Raw genomic sequence first — 18048 nt, forward strand, 5'->3', positions numbered from 1 at the left:
GTTGACACTCCCATTCTTAGAACTTCTCAGCAAATGCAATTGCAAAATTACTGCATTTTTCAACATCCTCTTCATCTTCTGGAGCTAATTCAATTTTCAGCCCTTCTTGTACAAGCTCTGCACCGCGTTCCACAAGACGTTCTTCAAATATCGTTACCGCTTCACAAAACAGTTCATACGCCGTATCACCCGATCCGAATACCGCTACCTTTTTCCCAGCTAAATCTATATTTTCTAAGTCATCATGAAAATCTTCCGCTTCAAATGGTAATTCACCATCGCCCCACGTATAAGATCCTAAAATGATTCCATCATAAGCTAATAATTCTTCAGCATCCATGCCTTCCATTTCTTGCAATACTACTTCATGATCAAAAGCATCTAAACTAACTTTAATTAAATCAGCAATACTCTCTGTATTTCCTGACATACTTGCATAAGCTATTAAAATTTTTGCCACTTTGGCATCCCCCCTCTAACAATAAATGATTCTCATTCTCATTATATTAATAATGATAATCAATTTCAATTGATTTTTTCTACTTTTATTTACATTTCACATTACTTATTTCAAATAAAGTGAAACTTTAATCAGTGTGGTATTCATCCCCCACCTAACTTCTTTGTTTCCGCTGAATTTTGAGGTGGGGGTCTTACTGTCCGGCAAATAGCGGGATAAAGTGAAAGTTTAATGAGACCTCACCAATCAAGCTTTTTCAGACAGCCCACAAAGAGCGGAATAAATAAAAAAGCACAGATGACTATACAATCATCTGTGCTTTTTTATTACTTTTTAAAAATACCAAACGGCTTTCCAACTGGTAAAACAACTTTTCCGAAGTGTGTGTTTAACACTGCTGCTGCTGAACCGTAGAAAGATAATAATGAAATAAGAAGTTCAGAATATGCTGCTAAATTATGCATTGCGTGCGGCATAACACCTAAAGTACTTAATGAAAGACCAATAAATAAGAAATCAATAAGGACGAAGATCATAAATAATACTTTATGTGTTTCCATTGCACCAATCGTCATAAAGATTGTGAAAATCAAATATCCGATAAAGGCTACACCAAGCTGTTTTGAATCTGCAGCTTGTGCTAATTTTTCGCCAAATACTCCAAGTTGAATTAACCAAGTCATTCCAACACCTAACCAAAATAGGCCGTACGCACCAAATGCTGTCGTACCGAATGTATTGTTATGCTTTGCATCGTGAATGCAAGCAAAGATTTGTGCGAATCCTCCTAAAAAGATTGCCCATGGTAATACAAGTGAAACGCCATCTGTTAAGCCTAACTTTTGAGATGATGCTACAAGTGTTACCATCGCTAATCCAAATAGACCAATTCCAGATGGATCCGCTGTTGTCATTTTCACATGATGTGTAGTAGTTTGATTGCTCATATAAACCTCCTGATTATAAACATACTCGAATACAATACTTAAATCAGAAGCCTATGTCAATGGTTTTTTTTGTATGTTGTCAGACGTTATATTTTATAATGACTAAATATATTTTCGACCACTTCATAAGGTTTTATATTCACTTTTTCCAACTCGTTTATCGGTAGCCATAACGGAATATAACTTCCTCTATCTTCCCACTGAAATTCCTCAGCTGTTCCGCTTCCGAACACTCCGCCTGTAATATAGGCAGCATAATAATATTCATTTCCTTTATATTTTACCTTTGCAATAAGGTGCTCCACTTTTATATGTACCCCTAATTCTTCGTATACCTCTCTTTTCATTGCTTCTTCAGGCGTTTCACCTTCCTCAATCCCTCCGCCTGGAAAAACATAATATGTTTCCTCTTCTCGAATACGTTTTATAAGAGCGATTTTTCCTTCCTGTACAATGATAGCCGCCCCGCGATTTCTTATCATTTTATTACCTCAATACAAATCGCAACTGTTCCCCACTCTTTTTCTTGTTCTTTCGTATATATTTTGTATGTACTTTCTAACATTTCCTCTAAATTATCATTTTCACAATCCAATAATTTTTTATCGATTTGTTCATACATAGCTTTAAAGCTCTCGTATCGCTTTATTTCCGTTACTTTTACCGTCATCATTTCTTTTGTCGTAAGATTCGTAAATACGATTTCATCACCTTTGTTTATTAGTTGACGTTTTTTATCGTATAGGCGTACTTCATATACTTTTTTTCCTGATTGAATTGACTGAAACGGTTTATTATATAAACCCATTTCGTATCGCATACATCCCACTCCCTTTTGTTCATTTCACCTATTAATACAGTTCACATTACTACATCTTGCATATAATATTCCATACGTATCACTTAATTGAGAAAGGAGGCTGAAGAAGCATGTTATATTTAAATCAAAAACCTGAATATAATAAATATGATATTGGTGATTATACTTATAGTAAAGTAGGGCCAACCATTTTTTCTTGGAACGATGAAACAAAATTAAAAATAGGTAAGTTTTGTTCATTAGCAGAAGAAGTCGTTTTCATACTTGGCGGTGAACATCGCGCAGACTGGATAACAACTTATCCATTTAATGCACTTTTTGATGAAGGAGCACATATTACTGGTCACCCTTCTTCAAAAGGTGATATCGTAGTCGGCAATGATGTATGGATTGGTTATCAATCCTGCATTTTATCTGGGGTTACAATTGGTAACGGGGCCATTATCGGCGCCAGGAGCATTGTTACAAAAGATGTACCCCCGTATGCAATTGTGGCTGGTAATCCTGCAAAATTTGTTCGATATCGTTTCCCGCAAGAAACGATTGACAAACTAGAGAATCTCGCATGGTGGGACTGGGACATTTCTGTTATAAAAGGAGCCATTCCATTACTACTCTCCGACAAAATCGACGAATTTTTCACCTCACCCGAAAAAGAATCTACATGATCAATACAGAAAGAGCATCCTTTTTTCCGGATGCTCTTTCTGTATTTATTTTTTATTTATTTGCAAATGATTACACGGAGAACATTGAAAAGGAATTTTCCTTAAGCAATTAAGATTCGTTTCACAAATTTGTTCTATCGTTGGAACAAATGGAATGACAACTATGTTACTTTCTACCATTTGTGTAACAGGTGGCAATACTGTGCCTACTTGATGTTCGAAACGAATACTCGCTTGATTTATATAATTTCCTGAACCATTTGGCGCGCTCTGCACTACTACTTGGAACGAAACTGTCCGTGCTTCACCTGGATTTAAATTTCCTATAATAAAACCTGATACTGGGTTTACATTTGGCACTAGCGTATTATCAATCGTTACAGTTCCAAGGACAAATTGAACACTACTATCTAACATATCTTGAAAACGAATATTTTGTATTGCTGTATCCCCCGTATTTGTAATAACTGTCGTAAACGTAATAACATCGCCAATTGTTGCTGCCTGTAAATTTGCCGTTTTTACGACTGTCGTTGAGACATTTTGAGGAATAAACGGGATAACAACTGTATTGCTATCACCTTCAACTACTACTGGCGGCTCATTCGGATTTACAGTTGCGAGCCCATTTGCTATAGCAGTATTTGTAACTAAATTATTTATTTGTCCTCCTGTTATTACAACTTGGAAATTAATAATTGCTGCGTCATTTGGCTGAAAATCACCTAACGGAATACCAGTATTCGGGTTAGCGAATGGAAAAGGTACATCATTTACCGTTACCGTGCCATTTATAAATAGCGTATTCGGATCAATGATATCTGTTAACACAATGTTGGTCACAGGGACTGTACTATCATTTATAACAGCGATTCCGTAAGTGACAACATCCCCTATCATTGCTACTTCAAAGTTTGCTCCTTTTGCAACAAATAAGATTGCAGTATTTACCGTCACTATAACTGTATTGCTCGTATCCATCACTGTAACTGGCGGCTCCCCTGGTACTAAAATATATTCTGCTAACGCCCCAGCAACGTTCACTACTGTACCACCATCTGGAAAGCTCGTAATCGTAGCTTCATATGTTACAATCGCCGTCTCACCGACTGGAATGTCTACAATCGTAAATCCAACCTGCGGATTTACTCCCGGACGAGCTACTCCATTTACAGTTACACTATTTGGTACAAAAACAGCTTCCGGAGATAGGACATCAATAAATTGAATATTCATCGCATCAGCAGTACCAGTATTTAATATTCGAACCGTATACTTTACTGTTTCTCCTACTCCAACAATTGAATGATCTACTTCTTTTTGCATATCTAAACTGCCTCTATTTACTGGTGTGACTGTCGTATTACTTGAATTCGTAATTGTAAACGGAGGTTCTCCTGGAATTAATTCAAAATCACCCGTTACTCTTGCTGTATTCATAATGCTACTAGAAGGCGGAACTGCGATTACATTTACTTCAAATGTAATTAATACGCTATCCCCTACTGCAAGATTAGGCAATACAAAGCCTACAAATGGATCTAAACCTACTTGCGGAATCCCATTTATTTGTACACTTCCAGGAACGAATTCTAAACTAGGTGATGGAACATCGATAAACTGAACATTCGTTGCTGTTACCGTTCCCGTATTTGTAACTTGCACACTATACGTTAACGTATCTCCTAATCGTGTCGCTTCTTTATTTACAGATTTTATAACGCTGAATCGTCCTCTATTCACTCTAGTTATCGTCGTATTACTCAGCTCTGTTACTACAACCGGTGGCTCTCCTGGCACTAAAGTAAAGCTTCCTGTTATATTTGCAACGTTCGTAATTGTTCCTGATGACGGGATATTTGTAACTGTCGCTTGAAACGTCACTATAACTGTTTCACCTACCGGTATATCTCCAACTCCAAATCCAGTAATCGGATTTAAGTTTGGTTGCGGGGCTCCATTTATCGTTACACTATTTGATACAAATGACGCACCTGTTGAAATCGTATCAATAAACTGAACATTGTTAGCTGTTACTGTTCCTGTATTCGTTATTTGGACCGTATACGTTAATATATCTCCAACGAGAGTAGCAACCCTATTTACTTGTTTAATAACATTAAATTGCCCTCTATTTACAGTTGTAAGTGTTGTATTGCTCGATTGGTTTACTATAACTGGTGGTTCTCCTGGTACTAATACAAAACTTCCCGTTACATTTGCCGTATTGGCAATTGTTCCGTTTGTCGGCACACTAACAACAGTTACTTGGAATGTGACTTCTACACTTTCACCTGGATTTATATCTGGAAGCGGGAATCCATTATTCGGATTGAATCCAGGTTGTAACACACCGTCTATCATTACACTGTTCGGCACGAATGCTATAGAGGAAGGTAATACATCACTATATTGAACATTTGTCGCTATCACTGTTCCTGTATTTTGAACTACTGTTGTATATGTGATTGTATCGCCTACTGCAACAACCGGCTGACTTACTGATTTTAAAACATTCAAACCAGATTCATTGATTTCTGTTAATGTCGTATTACTTGTCGTTGTTTCCGTAATAGGCGGTTCTGTTTCACTTACAGCAAATGTAGCTGTAACGTCTACAAAATTAACAATCGTTCCACCTTCTGGTATGCTTGTAACCACTTCCTGATATGTGACAAGTACAAAATCATCGACAGGTATATCTGGAACTGTAAAACCAATGAAAGGATCTAATCCTGGTGCTGGTACCCCGTTTATGCTCACACTTCCTGGTACAAATTCTACACCCGCGGAAGTAGTATCGATAAATTGAACATTCGTCGCTGGCACTGTTCCGAAATTAAAAATCAATACATCATACGTTAATATTTCTCCTACCGTCGCTACTTCTTTATCTACTAGTTTCAATGGAAAAATAAACGCTATATTAATTGTCGTAACGACTAAATTTGTTAATATCGTTTCCGTAATCGGTGGCTCCTGCGGATTTGGTTGTGAAGTAAATGTAACATCTGCATCATTTAATATGACTTCATTATCTGGAATTTCTGTAATCGTCACTTGGAATGTGACCTCAATACTTCCACCAGCGATTAATAATGGAGTAACTGTAAATCCTATTTCTGGATTTAATCCTGGTTGCTGCACTCCACCTATCGTTACACTATTGTCAACAAACGTCGTCCCTTCTGGAATGACATCTTGGAAGAGTACATCTGTAACAGGGATAATTCCTACATTCGTTATTAGCACTGTATACGTTAATACATCCCCGACAGCCCCAGTTGCAACATCAACTGTTTTTGTTGCTGTTACTTCACCAGGAGGAGGTAACGGTATTGTAACTACCGTTGTATTACTTGAATTCGTTGTTGTTACAGGTGGTTGTAAAGGATTCAATAAGAAAGTGGCTGTAGCAGATGCTGTATTTAATACTGCTCCACGTGTAGACGGTGCAACTACCGTAACTTGGAACGTTACTGTCAATGATGTTCCAGCTGCAATATTAGGAAGCGGGAAACCAATATTTGGATCAAATCCAGGTTGAGGCGTTCCATTTATTGTTACACTATTTGCTACAAATGTTGTTTCTAAAGCAATTGGATCAAGGAAAGAGACATTCGTTGCTGTTACTGTACCGTTATTTCGAATGACAACAGAATACGTGTAAGTTTCTCCAAGTGCTGCTTGTTGTACAGATGAAGATTTTTGTATATTTAACTGCGCTGTGTTTACTTGCGTCACTACAAAATTACTATTTGTAACAGTCGTTATTGGAGGGTTTGCTGGATTTATAAGAAAACTTGCAGTAACGTTCGATTGGTTTCTTATATTTCCACCGCTCGGAACACTCGTCACTGTAACTTGAAACGTAATCGTAGCCGTTTGTCCGACCGGAATATTTGGTACCGGGAAACCTGCCATAGGATCCGCGCCTTGCTGTACGACTCCATTTATCGTCACACTATTTGCTACAAAGGCAGTACCAGACGGAATTGGATCTTGAAAAACAATATTCGTTGCAGGAACAGTTCCTGTATTTTGAATAAGAATCGTATACGTTAACGTATCTCCTACACCAGCTTGTGGTGTATTTACACTCTTCATTACATTAAGTGATCCTACATTCACTCGCGTCACAACAATATTACTAATCGTTACAATTGTAATTGGTGGCTGGAGAGGACTTACTTGGAAATCAGCAGTGACATTCGCATTATTCGGAAGAACTCTATTTGGTGGTACACTCGTGATTGTCACTTGAAAAGTGACCGTCACCATACCTCCTACCGGAATATTAGCAAGTGGAAATCCAGTTGTCGGGTTTAAACCTGGTTGAGGTGTCCCGTTTATTGTTACACTATTCGCTACAAAAGTGGTTCCAACCGGAATCGGATCAAGGAATGATACATTTGTCGCTGCCACCGTTCCACTATTTTGTATACGAACTGTATACGTTAACGTATCTCCTACACCGGCTTCAGTAGCACTTACACTTTTCATTACATTTAACCCTGAAGAATTCACGATCGTCATAACAGTATTACTTGGTACTGTTACAGTAATCGGTGGCTCTGTTGGATTTACAAGGAAATCTCCAGTTACATTCGCATTATTTACAACATTATTTCCTTGGGGAATTTCATCAATTAATACTTCAAATGTAACAATAACACTGGCGCCAGTAGGCAAATTATTTAATGGGAATCCAAGTTCTGGATCTGCCCCTTCTTGTAAAACACCATTCACAACTACACTATTTTCAATAAATAATGTCCCTTGTGGAATTGAATCTTGGAAAAATACATTTGTAGCTGGTACACTACCTGCATTTATAACTTCGATTGTATATACTAAAACATCTCCTACCGTCGCAACATCTGTATTCACTGCTTTCACAACTTCAAAGTTTCCTGATTGTACTGTCGTATTCACAACATTACTCGGTACATTGATTGTTACTGGTGGTTCATTCGGATTCACTTGAAAGCTTGCTGTTACATTTGCTTGATTTAAAATATCTTCATTTTCTGGATTCTGTACAATTACTACGTCAAATGTGACTACAACCGTTTGAGCCGCAGGAATATTCGGAAGAGAGAATCCTGTATTCGGATTTAGTCCACTTTGCTGTACTCCATTAATTGTTACAGAATTTGCAACAAATGAAACAGCAGAAGAAATAGGGTCTTGGAAAAATACATTTGTTAACGGAACGTTCCCTGTATTTTGGACGGCAATTGTGTATGTTAAAGTATCCCCTACTGCTGCTTGCATTGTATTCACTTCTTTTATTACATTCAAACCACCTGTATTAACTTGTGTCACAACTGTATTCGTTAGTCTATTAATCGTTATCGGCGGCTGATTTGGAATAACGACAAAATTAGCCGACACATTTCCGCGATTCGGAATCGTACCTCCTGACGGCGTAGATGTTACTCGTACTTGAAATGTAACAGTCCTACTTCCGCCAGGAGATATATTAGCTACCGTAAACCCACTCGCTGGATTTGCCCCAGGTTGTGAAACCCCGTCCACAGTCACACTATTTGCGATAAAAGTCGTTCCAATTGGGATCGGATCTTGAAAAATAACGTTCGTCGCAAGTACATTTCCTGTATTTTCAATTGTAATAGTGTACGTAAGAACGTCATTCACTGTCGCAAAAGCTCTATCTACTGTTTTTCTCGTTCTTATATCAGCTATGTTAATGGTAGTAACTACAGTGTTACTTGTCGCTTGCCCTGAAACTGGTTGTTGACCAGGCACTGGAGTAAAGGTAAATGTAGCACTTGCACGATTCGGAATTGGATTGACAAGAGGATTAGATGTTACTCGAACTTGAAAGCGAACTACAGTCGTTTGCGATGCATTAATACTTCCAAGATTAATACTACTTGCTGGATTCGCTCCTGGACGCGCTACTCCATTTACTGTAACGCTATTTGCGACAAATGTTGTTCCAGCAGGGATACTATCAACAAAAATAACATTGTTCGCAGTGACGTTTCCATTATTTGTGACATTAACTGTGTACGTTAATACATCATTAAGCGTTGCCGTCTGTAAATCTACAGATTTCTGCATACTTATGGTTGCTTGATTCACTGTCGTTTGTACTGTGTTTGAAGAAGACGTACTTGTAATAGGAGGACTACCAACGAAAGGACGGAATTGATATGACACCATTGCACGATTTAAAATAGGATTGGGATTCGGGAATGATGTTATTCGAACTTGAAATGTAACAATTCTTTGCGTGTTATTTGGGATTGTACCTAAATTAATTCCATTAGCAGGGTTTGCATTCGGCTGTGTTACTCCCTCTACCGTAACACTACCTGCAACAAACGTCGTTCCGTTCGGAATACTATCACGTAATACAACGTTTTCTGCACTTCCTGTTCCTGTATTTGGGACCGTAATCGTATAAGTGAGAGTATCCCCTACCCCTGCGACTGTTCTATTAACTGATTTAACAGGATTAATAATTGGACCTGTTGCATCAATTTGAACACCAAAACCAGCTGCAGCGTATCCATCTCCATTTGTAACGAAGCGAACAGTTGCTGACGTTTGATTATTTACTAATGATGCAGAGGCATTTACATTCGTAATATCCCACCCTTGTCTTCGGATCGCTAAAGCTATCCCTAACGGCTGATTCAAATTTCCAAATGTCCCGGTTGTATCTAACTCTCCAATGTCATTACAAATTTGAGACTGGAAGAAATTATTCGCAGGGTTTCTCGGTCCGAATAATGCAACTGTAGCATTTGCATTCGGTCCAAAGCGAAGTTGATCTCCAACAATGTTAGAATCGCCTTCTTGAGCAGTTACGAGCACTCTTCCTGTAACAGCTCCTGTTGCCGGCGTAGCAAATCCTGAAATAGTAGCATCAACTGGTGGTGATGAAGCATCAATAATTTCTTGGCCTGCATATACTGACAAATTTCGAAGTGGTAAACTTGCATTTTGATACACAACCTCAAGCGTCCATCCAGCTGAACGACTGATTGTCGGGTCGGCTGAAGTTCTGGCAGCAGGCACAGCACCCGTTGTATATGTGCCTGCCCCACCTGCACTAACAAGATTCGTTACATTGGCAGAGCGAGCATAATAAAACTGATTTCCTACTGAACCTTGCTGCGCGGTAGCAGGATCTGGCGTAACAGAAAACGTCCCTGCTGGCGTTGTAAATGTAATGTTATCATTTAAAAATGGTAAAACATCTTCCGTATCAGTCCGGAAAGTACCAGCCCAAACTAATTCTGCATATAACACACTGCTTCCCGCTGGAAGATTTAAAATTGCACTTGAAGAATTCAATTGCCATTCATCTGTTGTCCCTGCTGGGAATCCTGGTACTTGCAATGCTGTATTTACTGTCGTAAACACAGCAAGTGTACCAAAAATATTACCTGGTGCAGGTGATGTAGGGCTAAGTCCCAGCGTATTCCCAGTAAACGTGACGGCACCAGGTACCGTTGTCGTAAAACGATTTATAAAAGGCACACAATCATCTCATTTCATTTATAGTAAAAAGTGCTCTATACTATAAAATGTAGACAACCTATGTGATGTACGTTGTCCAACAAAATTCCGCACATATGAGAGGAGTTTATAAAACTATGCGCTACGTTATCATAACAGGAACTTCACAAGGTTTAGGTGAGGCAATCGCTACGCAATTATTAGAAGAAAGTACAACTGTCATCTCTATTTCTAGAAGAGAAAATAAAGAGCTTACTAAACTTGCAGAGCAATATAATAGCAATTGTGTTTTCCACTCCTTAGATCTTCAAGATGTACATAATTTAGAAACGAACTTTAACAAAATCATTTCATCTATTCAAGAAGACAGTGTATCTTCTATTCATTTAATTAATAATGCGGGTACAGTTGCTCCTATGAAGCCAATTGAAAAAGCAGAAAGCGAACAATTCATTACGAACGTTCACATTAATTTACTTGCTCCTATGATTCTTACATCTACGTTTATGAAACATACGAAAGACTGGAAAGTAGATAAACGCGTTATTAACATTTCATCTGGTGCAGGAAAAAATCCTTACTTTGGCTGGGGCGCTTATTGTACAACGAAAGCTGGTGTAAATATGTTTACACAGTGCGTAGCAACTGAAGAAGTGGAAAAAGAATATCCAGTAAAAATCGTCGCTTTTGCACCTGGCGTTGTTGATACAAATATGCAATCACAAATTCGTGAAACAAATAAAGAAGATTTCATAAATTTGGACCGCTTCATTGCATTAAAAGAAGAAGGAAAACTATTATCACCTGAATATGTTGCGAAAGCTATTCGTAACTTACTAGAAACTGAGGACTTTCCTCAAGGCGAGGTTATTAGAATTGATGAATAACAAAAAGGCGTGCTATTTTAACACGCCTTTTTGTTCTACTTCTCTAAAAATATAAGCATAGACTCCGCAATTTGCTCATAACCAATTTCTTGATAAATTTTATTCGATGTCGGATTCGCTAAATCAGTATATAACGTAGTCGTCTTGTACCCTTCATCTAACATACGTTGACTAAGTGCCGCTACACACTTAGATGCGTATCCCTTTTTCCTTGCTTCTTTCAGCGTATATACGAAATTAACTGTTATATTATTTTTAGTTGGTCTCGTTTTTGCAGCTACAGAAACGAGTTTCCCATCCACTTCCAAACCAAACAGTCGATTTGTAGTTATTAATGTATGCGCAGTTTGTTTTGCTTCTTCTTTCGTAGTAGGAAGCTTTACGTCTTCACAAAATTGATATATCCACTGTTCTATTAATGGTAATTCATCATTATTTACCGCCCGGAAAAGTCCATCCGCATTACACTTCTTCTTTACTCTGTTGAGCTCATACCACCTTGTTCCATTGTAATATTCGTTTTCTTATTTTCTAATACCGCAATCTCTTCCGCTAATTTCTGTACAATTTTCTTATTACCAATCAATCCAGGAATATCCGGGTATACTTTCGTTAACTCTTTTGCAAGTTCCTCAATAGCTACTCCCGAAATTTCAGAAGTTGCAACAATGATTTGTTTCTTCTCTTCTGTTTGTAGAAATACAACCGCAATTTCTTCTCCTTGTTTCGCTATCCCCATAAATATCGGTTCTTGGACCATTTGTAATACACCTAATATGAGATTGTTTTCCTGCTCATTCTTTTCTAGAAATGGTGTAACATCTTCTTTAAAATGAAAAATCTCTTCATATACATGTAATTGAATCATCGACAATCTCTTCTCTCTATTTATATTTTAATTAAGTATTGGCGATTAATTCATTAAATCCTTCTTTTACAATTCTATAATATTAGAAACTAATATATTTAAATCATTTTCAGTTTGTAAAATCCTCTGTTTTTCCTTTTCAAATACATCTTCTTCTTTTCGAAATGACTCTTTTCGATTTTGAATCATACGATTCATTTCTTTTTTACTCGGTCCACCGTATACATTTCTTTTTTGAATAAAAGCTTCTGGCGATATGATTTCTTTCCACTCTTTTTCTAATAAATTTATTTTAAAATGTTCTTGCAAGTATATATTTACATCTTTGAAATGTAATTCATGTAGCTCCTTTTTCTGCCCCAATGACATATTTGCAATAACACTTGCTGCATGATGAGCATGCCGAAATGGAATTTCATAATTTTTTGTTAAAACATCGGCGAAATCCGTTATCGTTATTGCATGTTTATAGGAACGACTTTTTAACGTTTCTTCTTCTACTTTCATCGTTCGGATCACTGCATTCATCATACAAAAAACACGAATTGCCTTTTCAATCCCTTTATATAAATATGGCTGCAAGTCATCTTCCGTATCGACAATATCACCAAATGGTGTATTATGAATCATTTGAAATACTGTAAATGCTTCTCCTAAAGCACTACTCGTAATCGCACGAGCGTGTTCAATTGAAACCGGATTTCGTTTTTGCGGCATAATACTACTGATTTGTACATATGGCTTTGCAACAGTAATACCGTCATATTCTTTCGTTGCTAACAACAAAAAGTCATGAATCCATCTACTCGTATTCGTCATCATTACCATAAGTAGCGAACTAACTTCTAATAAATAATCCGCTCCGGCAACAGCATCATATGAGTTCTCAATTACATTTGTAAATCCAAGTAGATGAGCAACTCGTTCTCGTTTAATCGGGAAACTTGTTGTAGAGAGTGCAGCCGCCCCCATTGGAGACTGATTTAAAAGCTGGTACGTTTTTTTCATTCTTTCTAAATCTCTTTGCATCGTATCATAGATCGCTAACGTATAATGACCAAATGTTGTTGGCTGTGCCGGTTGTGTATGTGTATAAGCTGGCATGATTGTTTCCTTATAATCAGTAGCAAGTTGTAGTACACTTTCTTGCAATAACAAATGATGTTCCATTAATCGTAATACATATCGCCTTAAACTCATGCGATACATCGTTACACCCATATCATTTCTACTTCTACCAATATGCATATTACTTACAAAATCGCATTTCGCTTCTTGAGAAATTAAATGTTCGACTAAAAAAAAGAGATCTTCATGCTGCTCTGTATAGAGCAATTGCTCTTCTGGAATTCCCTCTACCTTTTTTAATGCGTGTAATATAACTTTAGCTTCTTCCTTTTTCATTAAATTTTCTTCCGTTAGCATCGCAATATGTGCTTTATGCACTTGAAACATATCTTTCAATAAATAATTTCGTTGAAAATCAAATACATGCTGTAATACACAATCCACATATGTTTTTCCAGGGAAATCAGCGCCTTCACTCTTTATAAACTCTTCTTTACTCTGTTTCATCACCTTTTCCCCTCTCACCTAAGTATTACTACCCATCATACCCAGAGATAGAAAAAAAGTGCTTGTACATAAAAATAAACTCGGTGCTCTCTGCACCGAGTTTATTTAATAAAAGTCGCATCATACTTATCACTTTGCAACACTTGGAAATGTAAGTTTGCTAAATGTTTCCGTATTTCTGCACTATCGTCTTCATTTAAATTATTCGCCAAAAACACAATCTCCGTACAGTTTCCACGTTTATCCATAGCGTAAACTGCTTTTGTAACCGTCCATGGTGTGTAACCATTCTTTTGCCCAGCATGTCTGAATGTTTTACGGTATTTCTTGGCACTCATGTCTGTTTCAACGATATTTGCCCACACTTTTTCTTCAGCCTCTGTCAAGCCACCTTTATGGTTTGCCTTTTGAAGTAATACCATATAATCATTTGCAGAAGCTGCTGGTAATCTATCTGACCAAATTTTGTCGTAACGTTCCTCTAAATAAAGCGGAATTTCCTTCTGTAATAATGGTCCCTTCTTCTTTAAGCGTTCATGAATAAACATCGCATATTCACGATATTGCTCTTGAGACATTTCTTTTAACTTTTTCTCTATTTTATATTTTGGAACATGTAATTCTTTATGCAAATATCCCGGGATATACAAAGATGAAACGATTGGAAATAGTGGTTGATGTGCAGGAAGTGATAAACTTTGTAAATTTCGATTGATGTTATCTAATCCTAACAATTCCATTAAGTATTCAGCATTTGCATTCGAACTAAACTTAACCATTCCTTTTGCCACTTCTTCTAAAGAAACCGCTCCTTCAGTTATCTTGCCCGTCTTCTCCAAATACCTTTGCCATCTATCTTGTGCACCATCATCTGTATTCGGTACATAATAGCGATTCACATCATTAATCGATACGAAACTAGACGAATCAATTTTCCCTTCAGTAACTTGTTTCGTATATTCAAGCGCCACAATTAATTTCATCGTACTAGCAACTGGCAATACAACATTTGGGTTTACAGAATAGACAACTTTATCATTTCTCTTTACTAGAAGCGCACTATTTTTTTCATCTTTGTGTTCTTCAATAAAAGATGCAATATACTGTGCATCATCATTATTTGAACTCCACACTTTTTTCACTAAAAAGTTACCCGATATTAGCAAAACGAAAATACCCACAACCACTGCGCATACTATAGTTTTTTTCAAGTAAAATTCCTCTCCTATTGTGTAACTCTTCTCTCTATCTTTAAAAAACAAAATAATGGAGATGGTTATTTAAATAACCATCTCCATTATTTTAACTTGTATACTCCTATTATGTCTACGTCATGATTTTCACAAAATCCTCAAGGAATTTTTTATAATGTAATGACCAACCAATTCGCATCCAATTTTTTAATGCTTTTGCATCAGGTTGAGGACGGAAATCTGCAATACTTTCTCCTTTTGCTATTCCCACTGTATCTACATCGACACGGCGATACACATAATCCAATATTGAAGGATTTGCGGCAACCATCATTGTAACGACGTCATGTACTGGACTTCCTTTTATTTTCGGATTTAATTTTCTATAAGCTTTATAATAATACGTAAAAATCGGTTCAATTAATTTATTAAAACTTGTTTTAGAATGTTTCGTAATATACTTTACCATTTCTGGCGTAATAATAGCTTCAGATGTAACATTGAGCGGCACCAGTGTCACATTCTTGGCATTTTGCATAACTAATTGCGACGCAATCGGATCACCATGAAAATTCGCCTCTGCGACTGGTGTAACATTGCCTGGCATTAAGAAAGCACCCCCCATTATATAATATTCTTTCACATACTTCATCATTGGCTTTTCTAAAATAAATGCTGTCGCTAATGTTGTTGATCTACCAGCATCGACTATTATTAATTCTCCTTTATATTTTTCAAGAATGTCAAAAAACTCACAAAAAGGCTTTATATTTGGAGAAAGATTTTTCGGTGGTCGAATTGGTCCTAAACCTTCCGCCCCATGAATTTCTGGATAATACGTTGTAATATCTCCAGATAAAGGGATTTTCGCACCATTAATAACAGGTATATCTTCCCTACCTGCTAACTGTAATAAATATGCCGCATTACTTGTCGCCTTTTCTTGCGTTACATTTCCATATCCTGTAACTACACCAACAATATCAATATCAGGATGCAACAATCCATACATAATTGCTAAAGAGTCATCAATTCCTGGGTCTCCTAAAAATAATACTTTTTTCATCGACCTCAACTCCATCCCCTCAGTTGTTATTAATTTATGAATAACCGTGGATATACAGAATAAAAAATGAACAAATTCACACAAAAAAACGCAGTCTTATAAGGACTACGTTCTTCAGCTAACCTATACTGTTTTTTTTACAGCACTCATACTTCCAATGATGTAAGCGATAAACGCAAAACAAATCGGGAAGACAACTGTATGTATACCGAACGGATTTGGATAGAAAAGATGAATACACATATATGAGCCTACCCCAACTAAAATAGACGCAAGCGCTCCTGTAGCATTTCCTTTCCTCCAATATAACCCTAATACGATTGGCCAAATGAATGCAGCTTCTAATCCACCGAAAGAAAATAAATTTAGCCATATTAAAAAATCTGGTGGTTTAATTGCCGCTGCATAAACGAGTAGTCCTACAATACCAGTAATCCACAAACTTCCTTTTTTTATCGTACTGTCTGCTGCATCTTTATTTATGTAATTTACGTATATATCTTTAATAATTGACGAGCTTACAAGTAATAATAAAGAATTTACTGTAGACATAATCGCTGCCATCGGTGCAGCTAAGAAAACTCCAGCTAACCAAGGTGGCAACACTTCCATCGCAAGTAGCGGCATTACTTTATCTGGTACCGTTATACCTGGAAGTACTACTCTTGCAAATACACCCGTTAAATGCATACCAATCATAATTGTACCCACAACAATCGTCCCAATTATTAACGCTTGATGCATCGCTTTTGAATTTTTATAAGACATGGCACGCACGCTAATTTGCGGTAAACCGACAACGCCAATTCCAATTAAAATCCAAAATGATGTAACATATGATTTCGTTAAACTGCCATCTGCTCCGAATGGTGTAATTAACTTTGGATTAATTTGAACAAGTTCCTGCATAATCTTTTCAATTCCACCACCAGCAATGACAGTAGCAATTAAAATGATTGTTGTTCCAACTAACATAATGATTCCTAATAATGTATCTGATAGAGCAACTGCACGAAATCCACCAATTAATACGTACACAAGTACAGAAAAAGTAAATAAAAATAGTGCTGTTGTATACGATAGCCCCGTTAGTGACTCGATTAATCGTCCACCACCGACCCACTGGGCTACTGTCGCTGAAAATAAAAAGATAATAATACATAACGCAGAAAGTATAACAACTGCTTTATTATTGTATCTCCCTTTTAAATAATCGATAAGAGTAATTGCTTCCATCTTCCTAGCGATAATTGCAAACTTTTTACCGATAACCGTTAAAACGATATACCCTGTTACAACTTGAATCGCAGATAACAGTACCCATCCAAGACCCATATTGTAAGCAATACCAGGGCCACCAATAAAGCTACTTGCACTACCGTACGTAGCAATCATTGTCATCGCTAATAATAAACCGCCTAGCTCACGCCCACCAAGAAAATATTCTTGCAAAAATTTATTATGAGCAGTTGCTTGCACGCGTCTTGAAGCATATACACCAATTAAAAATACAACGATAAACGAAATTATCATTGGAATGATTACATACCAATTCATCTATTATTCCTCACTTTTTTCTTCCTCATCGAGTGAAATATCTTGAAATACAAAACGAACAACTAAACTAAGTAAAATAACCATAACGATAAATCCAACGATACAGCTATAAAAAAACCATGCGGGAAAACCTAATACATATGTATATTCATTCGGATTTTTACTACCAAGCCCATAAGCAAATCCGTACCAAATTATAAAATTAATAATAGCAAGTCCAAGACCAATTAACGCTTCTCTATGGGCTATTCGAAAGCGTGGATCATCATGATAATCTTTCATTTTTACCCCTCCTCTCACGATGTATTATTGTACCATTGTTCTTCTAGTTTTTCCTACTAGAAAGCAAAAACAAGCAGGATTTTTTTATAATCATATAGAAGATTCTCTTACATTACATATTTTTTACAATTGTAACACAAATGAAATTTGAATTTTCAGTATTTCTTAATTATGATTTTAATTAGAGGCTTTCCATCTAGTTTCCACATCCTTGATTTCGGAATAAGC

Annotated in this window: 12 protein-coding genes and 1 pseudogene; 2 read left to right on the forward strand and 11 right to left on the reverse strand. The window is 36.9% G+C overall.

Annotated elements, in window-relative coordinates:
- Nucleotides 1–16: 16 nt before the first annotated feature.
- The 4 genes from NST86_RS17905 to NST86_RS17920 form a co-directional block, all read right to left on the reverse strand.
- On the reverse strand, nt 17–460 hold the full coding sequence (locus NST86_RS17905) for a flavodoxin (protein WP_001062752.1): 444 nt from the start codon (nt 458–460) through the stop codon (nt 17–19).
- 326 nt (nt 461–786) lie between these two features.
- The gene (locus NST86_RS17910; protein ID WP_000070938.1) at nt 787–1407 is read right to left on the reverse strand and encodes an acetate uptake transporter; all 621 of its coding nucleotides are present in this window, start codon (nt 1405–1407) and stop codon (nt 787–789) included.
- A gap of 86 nt (nt 1408–1493) precedes the next feature.
- Nucleotides 1494–1889, reverse strand: coding sequence for an NUDIX hydrolase (locus tag NST86_RS17915; protein ID WP_000620826.1), 396 nt, complete (start codon nt 1887–1889; stop codon nt 1494–1496).
- The gene (locus NST86_RS17920) at nt 1886–2227 is read right to left on the reverse strand and encodes an ASCH domain-containing protein (RefSeq protein ID WP_061663839.1); all 342 of its coding nucleotides are present in this window, start codon (nt 2225–2227) and stop codon (nt 1886–1888) included. Before NST86_RS17920 ends, NST86_RS17915 begins: the two co-directional genes overlap by 4 nt.
- A 110-nt stretch (nt 2228–2337) precedes the next feature.
- On the opposite strand from NST86_RS17920, the gene NST86_RS17925 reads away from it, so the two are divergent.
- The gene (locus NST86_RS17925) at nt 2338–2895 is read left to right on the forward strand and encodes a CatB-related O-acetyltransferase (RefSeq protein WP_000966305.1); all 558 of its coding nucleotides are present in this window, start codon (nt 2338–2340) and stop codon (nt 2893–2895) included.
- 45 nt (nt 2896–2940) lie between these two features.
- On the opposite strand, the gene NST86_RS17930 is transcribed toward NST86_RS17925, so the two are convergent.
- Entirely contained in the window at nt 2941–10413 is a 7473-nt protein-coding gene (locus NST86_RS17930) for a DUF7507 domain-containing protein (RefSeq protein ID WP_227593194.1), read from the reverse strand.
- A gap of 116 nt (nt 10414–10529) precedes the next feature.
- Between NST86_RS17930 and NST86_RS17935 the strand changes: the two genes are divergently transcribed.
- Nucleotides 10530–11279 carry a (S)-benzoin forming benzil reductase gene (locus NST86_RS17935; RefSeq protein ID WP_016118438.1) on the forward strand — a complete coding sequence of 250 codons (750 nt, stop codon included), beginning with the start codon at nt 10530–10532 and terminating at the stop codon, nt 11277–11279.
- Nucleotides 11280–11314: 35 nt separating this feature from the next.
- On the opposite strand, the pseudogene NST86_RS17940 reads toward NST86_RS17935, so the two are convergent.
- The 6 genes and pseudogenes from NST86_RS17940 to NST86_RS17965 form a co-directional block, all read right to left on the reverse strand.
- Nucleotides 11315–12147, reverse strand: a pseudogene (locus NST86_RS17940) (GNAT family N-acetyltransferase).
- Nucleotides 12148–12213: 66 nt separating this feature from the next.
- Nucleotides 12214–13722 (reverse strand): argininosuccinate lyase, encoded by a 1509-nt coding sequence (gene argH / locus NST86_RS17945; RefSeq protein WP_227593193.1) that lies wholly within the window; start codon nt 13720–13722, stop codon nt 12214–12216.
- Nucleotides 13723–13823: 101 nt separating this feature from the next.
- Nucleotides 13824–14933, reverse strand: a complete 1110-nt coding sequence (locus NST86_RS17950) for a serine hydrolase (protein ID WP_340934157.1) — start codon at nt 14931–14933, stop codon at nt 13824–13826.
- 115 nt (nt 14934–15048) lie between these two features.
- Nucleotides 15049–15996, reverse strand: coding sequence for a nucleoside hydrolase (locus tag NST86_RS17955; protein ID WP_103572790.1), 948 nt, complete (start codon nt 15994–15996; stop codon nt 15049–15051).
- A 108-nt stretch (nt 15997–16104) separates the two neighbouring features.
- Nucleotides 16105–17538: a sodium/pantothenate symporter gene (panF, locus tag NST86_RS17960; protein ID WP_001104815.1), complete on the reverse strand. Its 1434-nt coding sequence runs from the start codon at nt 17536–17538 to the stop codon at nt 16105–16107.
- Nucleotides 17539–17541: 3 nt separating this feature from the next.
- Nucleotides 17542–17820: a YhdT family protein gene (locus NST86_RS17965; RefSeq protein ID WP_000656239.1), complete on the reverse strand. Its 279-nt coding sequence runs from the start codon at nt 17818–17820 to the stop codon at nt 17542–17544.
- Nucleotides 17821–18048 lie beyond the last annotated feature (228 nt).

The organism is Bacillus sp. FSL L8-0199 (genome assembly GCF_038005705.1).
GTDB classification, from domain to species: Bacteria; Bacillota; Bacilli; order Bacillales; family Bacillaceae_G; genus Bacillus_A; species Bacillus_A cereus.